At 63.0% G+C, this 13,231-nt stretch carries 17 protein-coding genes; 16 read left to right on the forward strand and 1 reads right to left on the reverse strand.

The features are described from left to right. The first annotated feature begins 172 nt into the window (after positions 1–172). Genes phnE through phnP form a run of 11 tightly spaced genes read left to right on the forward strand, consistent with a single transcriptional unit; the run spans position 173 to position 8,576 of the window. The gene (phnE, locus tag JFT44_RS26315) at positions 173–955 is read left to right on the forward strand and encodes a phosphonate ABC transporter, permease protein PhnE (RefSeq protein WP_032859104.1); all 783 of its coding nucleotides are present in this window, start codon (positions 173–175) and stop codon (positions 953–955) included. Between the two features lie 36 nt (positions 956–991). Further along, on the forward strand, positions 992–1,696 hold the full coding sequence (phnF, locus tag JFT44_RS26320; RefSeq protein ID WP_057438832.1) for a phosphonate metabolism transcriptional regulator PhnF: 705 nt from the start codon (positions 992–994) through the stop codon (positions 1,694–1,696). An 11-nt stretch (positions 1,697–1,707) separates the two neighbouring features. Then, entirely contained in the window at positions 1,708–2,145 is a 438-nt protein-coding gene (gene phnG, locus JFT44_RS26325; protein WP_057438833.1) for a phosphonate C-P lyase system protein PhnG, read from the forward strand. Then, a complete protein-coding gene (phnH, locus tag JFT44_RS26330) occupies positions 2,145–2,735 on the forward strand; it encodes a phosphonate C-P lyase system protein PhnH (protein WP_198792850.1) in 591 nt (196 codons plus the stop codon). Before phnG ends, phnH begins: the two co-directional genes overlap by 1 nt. Beyond that, positions 2,735–3,811, forward strand: a complete 1,077-nt coding sequence (locus JFT44_RS26335) for a carbon-phosphorus lyase complex subunit PhnI (protein WP_057958967.1) — start codon at positions 2,735–2,737, stop codon at positions 3,809–3,811. The genes phnH and JFT44_RS26335 overlap by 1 nt, the downstream gene beginning before the upstream one ends. Continuing rightward, complete coding sequence (locus JFT44_RS26340; RefSeq protein ID WP_057438836.1) at positions 3,804–4,646, forward strand: alpha-D-ribose 1-methylphosphonate 5-phosphate C-P-lyase PhnJ; 843 nt, start codon at positions 3,804–3,806, stop codon at positions 4,644–4,646. Before JFT44_RS26335 ends, JFT44_RS26340 begins: the two co-directional genes overlap by 8 nt. Further along, the gene (phnK, locus tag JFT44_RS26345) at positions 4,607–5,416 is read left to right on the forward strand and encodes a phosphonate C-P lyase system protein PhnK (RefSeq protein ID WP_120734408.1); all 810 of its coding nucleotides are present in this window, start codon (positions 4,607–4,609) and stop codon (positions 5,414–5,416) included. Before JFT44_RS26340 ends, phnK begins: the two co-directional genes overlap by 40 nt. Next, a complete protein-coding gene (phnL, locus tag JFT44_RS26350; RefSeq protein WP_057444569.1) occupies positions 5,413–6,135 on the forward strand; it encodes a phosphonate C-P lyase system protein PhnL in 723 nt (240 codons plus the stop codon). The genes phnK and phnL overlap by 4 nt, the downstream gene beginning before the upstream one ends. Continuing rightward, the gene (locus JFT44_RS26355) at positions 6,125–7,270 is read left to right on the forward strand and encodes an alpha-D-ribose 1-methylphosphonate 5-triphosphate diphosphatase (protein WP_057438838.1); all 1,146 of its coding nucleotides are present in this window, start codon (positions 6,125–6,127) and stop codon (positions 7,268–7,270) included. The genes phnL and JFT44_RS26355 overlap by 11 nt, the downstream gene beginning before the upstream one ends. Continuing rightward, positions 7,270–7,836 carry a phosphonate metabolism protein/1,5-bisphosphokinase (PRPP-forming) PhnN gene (gene phnN, locus JFT44_RS26360; RefSeq protein WP_057444570.1) on the forward strand — a complete coding sequence of 189 codons (567 nt, stop codon included), beginning with the start codon at positions 7,270–7,272 and terminating at the stop codon, positions 7,834–7,836. Before JFT44_RS26355 ends, phnN begins: the two co-directional genes overlap by 1 nt. Beyond that, positions 7,827–8,576: a phosphonate metabolism protein PhnP gene (gene phnP / locus JFT44_RS26365; RefSeq protein WP_115127684.1), complete on the forward strand. Its 750-nt coding sequence runs from the start codon at positions 7,827–7,829 to the stop codon at positions 8,574–8,576. The genes phnN and phnP overlap by 10 nt, the downstream gene beginning before the upstream one ends. Here phnP and JFT44_RS26370 read toward each other — a convergent pair. Continuing rightward, entirely contained in the window at positions 8,573–9,265 is a 693-nt protein-coding gene (locus JFT44_RS26370; protein ID WP_198831412.1) for a helix-turn-helix transcriptional regulator, read from the reverse strand. The genes phnP and JFT44_RS26370 overlap by 4 nt on opposite strands. A 74-nt stretch (positions 9,266–9,339) precedes the next feature. Here JFT44_RS26370 and JFT44_RS26375 point away from each other — a divergent pair, with 74 nt between their 5' ends. From JFT44_RS26375 to JFT44_RS26395, 5 genes are all read left to right on the forward strand, one after another. Next, complete coding sequence (locus JFT44_RS26375; RefSeq protein WP_198831413.1) at positions 9,340–10,458, forward strand: cytochrome P450; 1,119 nt, start codon at positions 9,340–9,342, stop codon at positions 10,456–10,458. Further along, positions 10,455–10,799 carry an antibiotic biosynthesis monooxygenase gene (locus tag JFT44_RS26380; RefSeq protein ID WP_198831414.1) on the forward strand — a complete coding sequence of 115 codons (345 nt, stop codon included), beginning with the start codon at positions 10,455–10,457 and terminating at the stop codon, positions 10,797–10,799. Before JFT44_RS26375 ends, JFT44_RS26380 begins: the two co-directional genes overlap by 4 nt. A gap of 119 nt (positions 10,800–10,918) precedes the next feature. Beyond that, positions 10,919–11,107: a type II toxin-antitoxin system HicA family toxin gene (locus JFT44_RS26385; protein WP_115127685.1), complete on the forward strand. Its 189-nt coding sequence runs from the start codon at positions 10,919–10,921 to the stop codon at positions 11,105–11,107. Positions 11,108–11,130: 23 nt separating this feature from the next. Next, positions 11,131–11,535, forward strand: coding sequence for a type II toxin-antitoxin system HicB family antitoxin (locus JFT44_RS26390; RefSeq protein ID WP_057438841.1), 405 nt, complete (start codon positions 11,131–11,133; stop codon positions 11,533–11,535). Positions 11,536–11,893: 358 nt separating this feature from the next. Continuing rightward, the coding region (locus JFT44_RS26395; protein WP_233096916.1) for a M10 family metallopeptidase C-terminal domain-containing protein at positions 11,894–13,231 on the forward strand (1,338 nt) is incomplete at its 3' end.

Below are 13,231 nucleotides of genomic sequence, written 5' to 3' on the forward strand. Positions count from 1 at the left end.
CAACGAAGATCAAATGTGGGAGCGGGCTTGCTCGCGAAGACGTCGGCCCAGCAAACATTGATGTTGACTGACCCACCGCTTTCGCGAGCAAGCCCGCTCCCACACACACATAGCTCCCACACAAGCGGGTTCCCCCATAGGCCCCCGCTCCAGTAATTATCGAGAGTGATCCATGACGACCTTGCACGCTGAAGCCGTGGGTAAAAGAACCTGGCCGCAATACCTCGGCTGGGGCCTGTTCCTGGTGCTGCTGGCCTGGGCCTGGAAAGGCGCGGAAATGAACCCGCTGGCGCTGTACCGCGATTCGGGAAACATGGCGACCTTCGCCGCTGACTTCTTCCCGCCGGACTTCCACGAGTGGCGCTCCTACCTCAAGGAAATGATCGTCACCGTGCAAATCGCCCTCTGGGGCACGGTGCTGGCGATTGTCTGCTCGGTGCCCCTGGGCATCCTCTGCGCCGACAACATTACGCCCTGGTGGATTCACCAACCCCTGCGCCGGGTGATGGATGCCTTTCGCTCGATCAACGAAATGGTGTTCGCCATGTTGTTCGTGGTGGCGGTCGGCCTTGGTCCGTTTGCCGGGGTACTGGCCCTGTGGATCAGCACCACCGGGGTACTCGCCAAGCTGTTTGCCGAAGCCGTCGAGGCCATCGATCCCGGCCCCGTGGAAGGTGTACGCGCCACCGGTGCCAGCGCCTTGCAAGAGGTGATCTACGGCGTGATCCCGCAAGTCATGCCGCTGTGGGTGAGCTACGCGCTGTACCGCTTCGAGGCCAATGTGCGCTCGGCGACGGTGGTGGGCATGGTCGGCGCTGGCGGCATCGGCGTGATCCTGTGGGAGAACATCCGCGCCTTCCAGTTCGTACAGACCTGCGCGGTGCTGCTGGTGATCATCGTGGTGGTGAGCCTGATCGACGTGCTGTCCCAACGCCTGCGCAAGCGGTTTATCTGACCTTGGAGGGGTGCCTGCGGGCGTTTTTTTTAAAGCATGCAGTTGTCTAGACAAGATGAGCCGGTGTACCGCGAACTCGCCGATATCCTGCGCCGTGAACTCAGCGGCTACCAGGCCGGGGAGTTCCTGCCGGGCGAAGTGCAGTTGGCCGAACGCTTTGGCGTCAACCGCCACACCCTGCGCCGCGCCATTGATGAGCTGGTGTTCGAAGGCAGCCTGCTGCGCCAGCAGGGCAAAGGCACGCAGGTGCTGGACCGGCCGCTGATTTACCCGATGGGCGCCGACACCGCCTACAGCCAATCGCTGTCGGCCCAGGGCCATGGCGTGCAGGCGCTGCTGCTCAAGCGCCGCTACTGCTACGCCAGCCGCGAAGAAGCGCAGCACCTGGGCATCGCCGAAATGGCACCGATGATCGAGCTGCAAACCCTGCGCAAGCTCGACCAGCAGCCCGTCAGCCTGATCCGTCATCGCTACTGCGCCAGCCACGCGCCGTTGCTGGCGGATTACAACGGCGGCTCCCTGCGTCAGTACCTGCGCGAGCGCGACCTGCCGTTGACCCGCACCCAGAGCCTGATCGGTGCGCGCTTGCCCAACCGCGACGAAGCCGCGCTGCTGATGATGCCCCGGCATCTGCCGGCACTCACGGTATTCACCCTTTCCCGCGATCGCGATGGCCGCCCGGTGGAGCTGGCGCAGTCCACCAGCCGCTCGGATCGCTTCCAGTACCAGGTGGTGACTTGATGGAGACCCCGATGAATCTGTCCCCGCGTCAGCATTGGATTGGCGTACTTGCCCGCGCCCAGCTCAATGAACTGCAACCCCACGAAGCGGCATTGAAGGACGCCGAGTACCAACTGATCCGCGCCCCGGAAATCGGCATGACCCTGGTGCGCGGGCGCATGGGCGGCAATGGCGCGCCGTTCAACGTCGGTGAAATGACGGTGACCCGCTGTGTGGTGCGCCTGGCCGATGGCCGCACCGGCTACAGCTACCTGGCCGGGCGCGACAAGGTCCACGCCGAACTGGCGGCCCTGGCCGATGCCCATTTGCAAAACGCGCAACCGAGCCCGTGGCTCAGCGATTTGATCAGCGCACTGGCCCAGGCCCAAGCCCGGCGCCGCGCGCAAAAAGAAGCCGACACTGCGGCGACCAAGGTCGAGTTCTTCACCCTGGTGCGAGGAGAAAACTGATGCACGCTCAATTATTGCAGCCGGCGTTTGTCGACCCGGTGCTGGATGCCCAGCGCAGCTTTCGCGCGGCGCTCAAGGCCTTGGCCGAACCGGGTTTGATCCAGCACCTGCCGGCTGCCCCGCACCTCGATGGCCTGGCGCCCGCCACCTATGCCTTGTGCCTGGCGCTGCTGGATGTCGACACGCCGCTATGGCTGGCACCGGCGTTCGACACGCCACTGATCCGCGCCAACCTGGCCTTCCACTGCGGCTGCCCGTTGGTTGCGCGTCGGGAGGAGGCCGCGTTTGCCTTGCTCGGCGAGGCGGACCTGCTCGACCTCAGCGGCTTCGATCACGGCAATGATCGCTACCCCGACCAGTCCTGCACCTTGCTGGTCCAGCTTAGCGACCTGGAGGCCGGGCGCGCCTTGCTCTGGCGCGGCCCGGGCATCCAGGCCCAGCGCCGGGTGCAGGTGCCGGTGCCGTCGGCTTTCTGGTTGGAGCGCCAGCGCCGCGAGGCCTTTCCCCGTGGCCTGGACGTGTTGTTCAGCGCCGGCCATCACCTGCTCGGCCTGCCGCGCAGCAGCCGCATCACACAGGAGCACGCCTGATGTACGTAGCCGTCAAGGGTGGCGAACAGGCCATCGACAATGCCCACCGCCTGCTGGCGAAAAAACGCCGGGGCGATACGGGGGTTCCCGAACTGAGTGTCGAGCAGATCCGCCAGCAACTGCCCCTGGCTGTGGCGCGGGTGATGAGTGAAGGCTCGCTGTACGACGAAGAACTGGCGGCACTGGCGATCAAGCAGGCGGCGGGGGACCTGGTAGAAGCGATCTTCCTGCTGCGCGCCTACCGCACCACATTGCCGCGCTTCAGCCCGAGCCTGCCGATCGACACCGCGCAGATGTCGTTGAGCCGACGGTTGTCAGCCACCTTCAAGGACGTGCCCGGCGGCCAGTTGCTCGGCCCGACCTTCGATTACACCCATCGCCTGCTGGATTTCGCGCTGCTGGCCGAGGGTGAGTATCCAGGCCCGCAGACCACGGCGGATGCGCGCCTCGAACCGTGTCCACGGGTGCTGGGGTTGCTGGCCAAAGAGGGCTTGATCAAGCACGAAGCCGACGACCACGCCAGCGTCGCCGATATCACCCGCGACCCGCTGGAGTTCCCTGCCAGCCGTGCCGAGCGCCTGCAGGCCCTGGCTCGCGGCGATGAAGGGTTTCTGTTGGCGCTGGGCTATTCGACCCAGCGTGGCTATGGGCGCAATCACCCGTTTGCCGGGGAGATTCGCATCGGTGAAGTCGAGGTATGGGTCGATCCCGAAGAACTGGGCTTTGCCATCTGCCTGGGCAGCATCGAAGTCACCGAGTGCGAGATGGTCAACCAGTTTGTCGGCTCGGCCACCGAGTTGGCGCAGTTCACCCGCGGCTATGGCCTGGCGTTCGGGCATGCCGAGCGCAAGGCCATGGGCATGGCTCTGGTGGACCGCTCGCTGCGTGCCGAGGAGTACAGCGAAGAGATTGTCTCGCCGGCCCAGCGCGAAGAATTCGTGCTGGCCCACTGCGACAACGTTGAGGCCGCCGGTTTTGTCTCGCACCTCAAATTGCCTCACTACGTGGACTTCCAGGCCGAACTGGAACTGATCCGCAAACTGCGCCAACCGGCCGAGGGCACCCGCCATGAATGACGCCGCCTACAACTTCGCCTACCTCGACGAACAGACCAAACGCATGATCCGTCGCGCCTTGCTCAAGGCCGTGGCGATTCCCGGTTACCAAGTGCCGTTCGGTGGTCGCGAGATGCCGCTGCCCTATGGTTGGGGCACCGGCGGCATGCAATTGACGGCGGCGATCCTCGGTGCCGACGACGTGCTCAAGGTCATCGACCAGGGCGCCGACGACACCACCAACGCCGTGTCCATCCGGCGCTTTTTTGCGCGCACCGCCGGTATCGCCACCACCGAAGCCACCCCCGACGCCACAGTGATCCAGACCCGCCACCGCATCCCGGAAACCCCGCTGCAGGCCGGGCAGATCATGGTCTACCAGGTACCGATCCCCGAGCCGCTGCGCTTTATCGAGCCCTCGGAAACCGAGACCCGCACCATGCACGCCCTCAACGACTACGGGGTGATGCACGTAAAACTCTACGAAGACATCGCCACCTTCGGCCATATCGCCACCGCTTATGCCTACCCGGTGATGGTCGACGAGCGCTATGTGATGGACCCTTCGCCGATCCCCAAATTCGACAACCCGAAACTCGACATGAGCCCGGCGCTGATGCTGTTCGGTGCCGGCCGCGAAAAGCGCCTGTACGCGGTGCCGCCGTACACCCAGGTCAGCAGCCTGGACTTCGAGGATCACCCCTTTGAAGTGCAGACGTGGGACCACCACTGCGCCATCTGCGGTAGCCATGACTCGTTCCTCGATGAACTGATCCTCGACGACGCCGGCACCCAGAGTTTTGTGTGTTCCGACACCTGGTACTGCGCCCAACGGGTCAAGGAGAACAACCAGTGAGCCAGCCCTTATTGCAAGTGCGCGACCTGTCCCTGCTGTACGGCCTGGAGAAGGGCTGTCAGGACGTGAGTTTTGATCTGTACCCCGGTGAGGTGCTGGGGATTGTCGGCGAGTCCGGTTCGGGTAAATCCACCTTGCTCTCGCTGCTGAGCGGGCGCTTGCCGCCCCAGGCCGGCAGCGTCGGCTATCGCAGCAAGGACGGCGAATGGCTGGACCTCTACAGCGCCAGCGAAGCCGAACGCCGCACTTTGCTGCGCACCGAATGGGGCTTCGTTGAACAGAACCCCCGCGACGGCCTGCGCATGGGCGTGTCGGCCGGCGCCAACATTGGCGAGCGCCTGATGGCCCAGGGCGTGCGCAATTACCAGCAACTGCGTGGCGCCGGCCTGGACTGGCTGGGCCAGGTGGAGATCGACCCGCAGCGCATCGACGACCTGCCGCGCACCTTCTCTGGCGGCATGCAGCAGCGCCTGCAAATCGCCCGCAACCTCGTTTCCAGCCCGCGCCTGGTGTTTATGGATGAGCCCACCGGTGGCCTGGACGTGTCGGTGCAGGCGCGCCTGCTCGACCTGCTGCGCGGCCTGGTACGTGAGCTGGACCTGGCGGTGGTGATCGTCACCCATGACCTGGCGGTGGCGCGCCTGCTGGCCGATCGCCTGATCGTGATGCGCCGCTCGCGGGTGGTGGAAACCGGGCTGACGGATCAGATCCTCGACGATCCACAGCACCCTTACTCTCAACTGCTGGTGTCTTCGGTATTGCAGCCATGACGAATGCCTTGATCGAGGTCCGTGACCTCTCGAAAACCTTCACCTTGCACCAGCAGAACGGCGTGGTGCTCAACGTGCTGCGCGGGGTGGCGTTCAGCGTGCAGGGCGGTGAATGCCTGGTGCTGCACGGCCAGTCCGGTGCGGGTAAAAGCACCTTGCTGCGCACCTTGTATGGCAACTACCTGCCGGCCGGGGGCAGCATCTGCGTGCGCCATGCCGGTCAGTGGCTGGAACTGGTGGGCGCTGCACCCCGGGAGGTTCTCGAGGTACGCCAGCAGACCCTGGGCTATGTCAGCCAGTTTTTGCGGGTGATCCCACGGGTCGCCTGCCTGGATGTGGTGATGGAGCCCGCGCTGGCCCGTGGCTGGACGAAGGCTGACGCCCAGGCCCGTGCCGAGCATTTGCTGGCGCGCCTGAATATCCCCCGGCGCCTGTGGCAATTGGCGCCGGGCACCTTCTCCGGGGGCGAGCAGCAGCGGGTCAATATCGCGCGTGGCTTCATGGTGGCCTGGCCGGTGATGTTGCTCGATGAACCGACGGCCTCCCTGGATGACCGCAACCGTCAGGTTGTCCTGGAACTGATCAACGAAGCCAAGGCCGGCGGTGCCGCACTGATTGGCATCTTCCATGACCGTGCCGCCCGTGAGGCGGTGGCTGACCGCCATTTGGACATGACGCCCGCTGTGATTACCGACGAGGACTACGCCGATGCCCGCTGAACAGATCCTCAGCAATGCCCAACTGGTCACTGCTGATCGTGTATTTCTCGGCAGTGTGCTGCTGCGTGACGGGGTGATCGTTGACCTCGCCGAAGGCCGCAGCCAGTTACCCCATGCCCAGGACCTGGGCGGTGATTTCCTGCTGCCGGGGCTGGTGGAGTTGCACACCGACAACCTGGAAAAACACATGACCCCGCGCCCCGGCGTGGACTGGCCATCGACCTCGGCCGTGCTCAGCCATGACGCGCAGATCATCGCGGCCGGTATCACCACGGTGTTCGATGCGGTGTCCATCGGCGACGTGAACCCCAAGGGCAATCGCATGCAGAAGCTGCCGGCGATGCTCAATGCCATTGCCTCGACGCAGGAAGCCGGCCTGACCCGCGCCGAACACCGCCTGCACCTGCGTTGCGAGCTGTGCCACCCGGACACCTTGAGTGTGTTCCGCGATCTGGTGGAAAACCCGCTGGTGCAACTGGTGTCGGTGATGGACCACTCGCCGGGCCAGCGCCAGTTTGTGCTGGAGTCCAAGTACCGCGAGTACTACATGGGCAAATACCATTTGAATGATGAAACCATGGACGCGTTCGTGCTGTTGCAAATGGCCAACTCCAAGGCCTACAGCGACCGCTACCGCGCCGCGATCGTCGAGCATTGCCTGGCGCGTGGCCTGTCGGTGGCCAGCCATGACGACGCGACCCTGGCCCATGTCGAGGAGTCGGCGCGCTATGGAATGAACATCGCCGAGTTCCCCACCACCCTGGAAGCGGCGCGCGGTTGCCGGCAACTGGGGATGAAAGTGCTGATGGGCGCGCCGAACGTGGTGCGCGGCGGTTCCCACTCGGGTAATGTGGCCGCCGCCGGCCTGGCTGCTGAAGGATTGCTGGATATACTTTCCAGTGACTACTACCCGGCCAGCCTGTTGCCAGCGGCCTTTGCCCTGGCGGCCCAGGACAATGACTGCGATCTGCCCCAGGCGATCAAGATGATCAGCCTGGCCCCTGCACAGGCGGCGGGCATCAAGGATCGCGGGGAAATTGCCGTCGGCCTGCGTGCGGACCTGGTGCAAGCCAGGGCCCAGGGCGGGCTGCCGGTAGTCCAACAAGTCTGGCGACAAGCCAAGAGGGTGTTTTGATGGTGGGCAGGTTGATCTATCTCATCGGACCATCGGGTTCGGGCAAGGACAGCCTGTTGGAAGCCGCGCGCGGGCCATTGGCCGAGCGCGGTTGCCGCATCGTGCGACGGGTCATCACCCGTTCGGCGGAAGCGGTGGGCGAGGCCGCCCAGGGTGTGAGCCCCGCGCAATTCGCCGCGCTGCAAGCCGAGGGCGGCTTTGCCCTCAGTTGGCATGCCAATGGCCTGTCTTATGGCATTCCACGGCAGATCGACGACTGGCTGGCGGCCGGCGACGATGTGCTGGTCAATGGCTCCCGTGGCCACCTGGCGCAGACCCGCGCACGTTATCCGACGCTGTTGGTGGTGCTGCTGACGGTGGACCAGGCGGTGTTGCGCCAGCGTTTGCTGGCGCGGGGCCGTGAGTCGGTGGCAGACATCGACGCGCGCCTGGCACGCAATGCGCAGTTCAGCGACAGCCTGCAGGCAGCGCCTGGTGTGTTCCTGCTGGATAACTCCGGGCCGTTGGTGCATACCGTCGCCCGGTTGCTCGATTGCCTGGAGGAGGGGCACTCGGCATGCGCCTGACCCTGCTGGGCACCGGCGACGCCCGCCAAGTCCCGGTGTATGGCTGCGAATGCGCGGCCTGCACCCTGGCGCGCAGCGATGAACGCCTGCGCCGCCGCGAGTGCAGCGCGCTGATCGAGTGCGGTGAGCAACGCTGGTTGATCGACAGCGGGCTGACGGACCTCACCGAGCGTTTCCCGCCACGCAGCTTCAACGGCATTCTGCAGACCCACTACCATGCCGATCACGCCCAGGGCCTGCTGCACCTGCGCTGGGGCCAGGGCCTGATCATTCCGGTGCATGGCCCGGCAGACCCCGAGGGCCTGTCGGACCTCTACAAGCATCCCGGCATCCTCGATTTCAGCCAGCCCTTCGCCGAGTTCGAGACCCGCCAGTTTGGCGAACTGACGGTCACCGCGTTGCCCCTGCAACATTCCAAGCCGACCTTCGGCTACCTGCTGCAAGGGCAGGGACGGCGCCTGGCCTACCTGACCGACACCACGGGCCTGCCCCCGGCGACCCTCGACTGGTTGCGGCGCGAGCCTCTGGACGTACTGGTCATCGACTGCTCCATGCCACCGCAACCCCAGGCGCCGCGCAATCACAATGACCTGACCCTGGCCCTGCAATGCATCGACGCGTGCGGCGCCGAGCTTGGCGTGCTGACCCACGTCGGGCACACCCTGGATGCCTGGCTGTTGCAGCATCGCGGTGAACTGCCACCGCATGTGACGGTGGGCTGGGATGGGCGGGTGCTTTAATCCAATGCCTCGATACCGAAGCGGCAGGCCAACTCTTTTCGCCCCTTGGACGTCATGCCTAGTGCCCGGCTATCCAAGTCCTGGGTCACCCATTTGCGTGCAATGAAACTCTGCAGCAAGGCGGCCCCCAACGACCCAGCCAGATGGGGGCGACGCATGCTCCAGTCCAGGCATGAGCAGGCGAAGCGACGGCGCTGGGTCCGCAGGGTCTGGACATCGACCCCCAGCGCGCTCATCTCTTTTTCACCGGCAAGCGTAAGCTGATAAGCATCGTCACCGATCAGCCAGCCGGACTCGATGAAATAGTCATGCAAGCGCACCGCCAAGGTCCCGGCCATGTGGTCGTAACACGTACGGGCGAACTGCAATCGATTGGGGGTGTTCGGCACAAACGCGCGTGTCGTGCTTTTGCTGATCACCATCAAGGCTTCCAGTGCCTGGGCGACGGGAGCGCCGGCCAGGCTGTAGTAACGATGCCGGCCCTGGGCGTGCAGCTTGACTAGGCCATCGTCCTTGAGCCGGGCCAGGTGGGCACTGGCGGTGGACGGACTGATGTAGGCGATCACGGCCATTTCGGTGCTGGTGCGGGCATGGCCGTCCATCAGCGCGCAGAGCATTCGGGTCCTCGCTGGCTCGGCAATCGCACCGGCGATGCGCGACATGGCGTCATCATTGTCCTGGGCATTCATACTTCGCTCCTGAACGAATTGTTAGTGTGAACGGTAGCCGATAGTAGCGGTTCTTTATAAACAGGACCCGCAGAATGACTCCTCTAGACGCCGCGACTTATGCCGATCCCTACCCCTATTACGCACAGCTGCGCCAGGCATCGGGGCTGTGGTTCGACCCCGGGCTGGGCCTATGGGTTGCCAGCCGCGCCGACACGGTGGCGGCGATCCTGGCCCATCCCGCTTGCCGGGTGCGCCCGCCTGGCGAACCGGTGCCTCAGGCAATTGCCCACGGTGCGGCGGGGCAGGTTTTCGGGCGTTTGATGCGGATGAATGATGGCGCGCGGCAGCAATGTCCCCGTCAGGCAATCGAGCCGCTCTTGTCTGCGGTGACGATTGAGCATATTGCCCAGAGTGTGGCGCGGGCCTGGGGTAGCACCGATGACCTGAACGAGCTGATGTTCAGCGTGCCGGTTTCGGTCATGGCGCTGCTGCTGGGTTTTGCCCCCAGCCAGTTGCCGGAAGTCGCCCGGTACACCCGGGACTTTGTTGCCTGTCTGTCTCCACTGAGCGATGCCGCTCAACGGCGCGACGCTGATTTTGCGGCGGTGCGCCTGAGTCAGCTGTTCAGCGGGCTGCTGCTGCAGCCCGGTAGCCTGCTCAAGGCAATCGGTCGCCACAATGTCGACGCTGAGACCCTGATCGCCAACCTGATCGGCGTGTTGTCCCAGACTTGCGAAGCCACGGCCGGCCTGATCGGCAATAGCCTGGTGGCGCTTCAGCGTCATCCGCAAAGGCACGAGGCCATTTGCCAGGCTCCGGCCCTGGCCAGCGCATGGGTGGAAGAAGTGGCGCGTTACGATTCACCGGTGCAGAACACCCGGCGATTTGTCGCAGAGCGTTGTGTGATCGGCGAGAGCGTGCTGGAAGTGGGGGATATCGTATTGCTGCTGTTGGCCTCAGCCAACCGCGACCCCGTGGGTAATCCAGACCCCGATAGTTTTTTGCTCGAGCGCCGGTCACGGCGCATCTTCAGTTTCGGTTCGGGAAAACATCAGTGCCCAGGCCAGCACTTGGCGTTGAGCATTGCCTCAATGGTTCTTCAGGTAGTACTGGCGCGCCAGCCGGCCACATTGACGCGTCCCTTCAGTTATTGGCCATCACTCAATAGCCGTATCCCGAAGTTCCACGATGTGCAGGAGACCGCACCATGATTGCCGTTATTTTTGAAGCATCGCCCCATGAAGCGCAGTACAACTGCTATCTGGATCTGGCCGCCGAACTGAAGCCGTTGTTGGCACAGATCGAAGGCTTTATTTCCATCGAGCGCTTTCAAAGCCTGAGTGATCCGGGGAAGGTTCTTTCACTGTCCTTTTGGCGTGACGAGGAGGCCATTGCCCAATGGCGCGGTATTGAACTGCACCGCGCCGCCCAGGCCGCAGGGCGCCGGCGCATTTTTGCTGACTACCACCTGCGTATCGCCGAGGTGGTGCGTGACTACAGCCTGGAGGACAGGGCGCAGGCACCACAGGACAGTCGGCGCGCCCATGGGTGAGAGGGGGGCGGGCTTTTCAATATCCGGCAAAACAACCGTCAGTCTGCTCTGAAAAATCTGTGCTTGAGTAAAGGTAACTCTGGAGTTATTTTTGTTCGGGCCGGAGCAAGGAGGCTGTGGTGCAAAGCAGGCTATTGATCAAGGAACTGCAAGAGGCGGGCTGGGTGTTGGATCGGGTCACGGGCAGTCATCACATTTTCACCCATCGCTATAACCCGTACACGATACCGGTGCCCCATCCCAAGAAGGATCTGCCCTTGGGCACCGTGCGAAGTATCCGGCAGCGTGCCGGGTTGTTTTCGTTCTAGGTCGGTTTTTCAGGAGAATATTCATGCAATACCCAATTTGTATCGAATGGGGCGATGACTTTACCGCCACCGGTATCCAGATCCCTGATATTCCAGGCGCGGTGACGGCCGGGGACAGTTTTGAAGAGGCTTACAACGCCGCCGTCGAAGTGGCTCACATCCTGTTGCAGGAGCTGGCTGGCGAAGGCCGCGCGATTCCCATGCCGACCTCGGTGGCGACGCACCACGGCAATGAGGAGTACGCCGGGATGGGCTGGGGGATGCTCGAGCTCGATATCTCGCCTTACCTGGGCAAGACCGAGAAGGTCAATGTCACGTTGCCGGGGTATGTGATCCAGCGTATTGACCGTTATGTGCGCGAGCACAAGGTCAAAAGCCGCTCGTCATTCCTGGCGGATGCGGCGCTGGAGAAGTTGGTGCGTTCTTGAAATCGGTGAGTTCGGTGGTGGGGCGTCGAAGCTAAAATGTAGAGCGGATATTTCGTGGGACGGCGAGGATTTGGATTAAGAAACGCGTGTATTTTTTGCGTTTTCCAAGGGCCATCAGCAAGTTGAATGGGCTTTTTCAAGACGGCATAACCCTTGGGGATTGTAAGGATCCATGTGTTTTGTCAGTAAACCGAACAAGCGGCCAAAGCGTTTCAATAAGACTCAAAGCCCCGGTGGCGGGGTGATTTCCTGCATGAAAGATTAGGCACGGATGACGGGGACCGAGACGGCTTTCTGCGATGAAAGGCGGCGCAGTTGGACCCTGATATCCCAGTTTTTAATCGAATCGGAGATCGCCATGAGTCAAATCAACAACACTGCTGCTCATCCTGGCTGCTGTCCTGAAGGTATGCACGGGCCGTCCAGGGAACCCATGTCTGCCCGTGGGAAACGCTCCCTCAGTACTGATCAGGTTGCCGGGCATCTTACGCGCAGCGGTACGCGTTTTAACGATCGGGACGGGGACGGCAAGACGCAGGTTTCCTACAAGCTCCAGGGGTTCACCGAGCAGCAGAAAACCTGTGCTCGCCGGGCCATGGAGGCTTGGCAAGACGTGGCCAACATCAGTTTTCATGAGAACGCCCGCAAGACGGATGGATCTATAGAGGTGTCCGGCTCCCATCGCATGGAAAGTGGCGTGGCATGGGGGCCGACACGGCACAATCCCGCGGCGAAAGCCACGATCGGTACACGGCGTGCCTCACATGCGCCCAAGGAGGGGAGTTACTTCCACACCACGATGGTTCACGAGATAGGCCATTGCCTGGGGCTGGCGCATCCCGGTGACTACAACGGTGGCGGATCGTACGAGCGGGATGCGAAGTTTGCGCAGGACACCCGGGCCGGTACGGTCATGAGTTATTGGGCGGAGCACAAGAACGCGGGTCATGACTTCAAGGGGCGGATGCCCTCGGCGCCCATGATGTATGACATCGCGGCGGTTCAGCGTCTTTATGGTGCCAACCACACTACCCGCAACACAGACACGACCTATGGGTTCAACTCCAATACCGGGCGTGACGTACTGAGCATCAAGAGCGCTGCGGACTCAGCGGTTTTTTGTGTCTGGGACGGCGGCGGTAACGACACCCTGGATTTCTCCGGCTATTCCCAGGACCAAAACATCAACCTCAATGCGCAATCATTCTCGGACGTCGGGGGAATGAAAGGTAATGTTTCCATCGCCAAGGGCGTGACCCTGGAAAATGCCGTCGGCGGTGCAGGCAATGATGTGCTGACCGGCAATGATGCAGACAATCGCCTCAAGGGGGGCAGGGGGGCAGACAAGCTGCGCGGAGGCGGCGGGGCGGACATCTTCGTCTACGACAAGGCCAGTGAATCCACGCCGCAGAACCCCGACCTGATCGAGGATTTCACCAGCGGCACCGACAAAGTCGATGTTTCTGGCGCCTTGAGAGAAGCCGGTATCAAACACCTCAACTTCTCCAGTCAATTCAATGGGCAGCCAGGCAATGCCGTGCTGGGTTATGACGCGCGTACGGGGCGTGGCAGTCTGGCGATTGATATGAACGGTAGCGGCAAACCTGACTTGCTATTGACCACTGCCGGTAAAATCCAAGCCACCGATATCGTGACGGGAGGACCGACGCCAACCCCCGGGCCCGCCCCCTTACCC

Source organism: Pseudomonas sp. MF5691 (assembly GCF_016405645.1).
Classification (GTDB): domain Bacteria; phylum Pseudomonadota; class Gammaproteobacteria; order Pseudomonadales; family Pseudomonadaceae; genus Aquipseudomonas; species Aquipseudomonas shahriarae.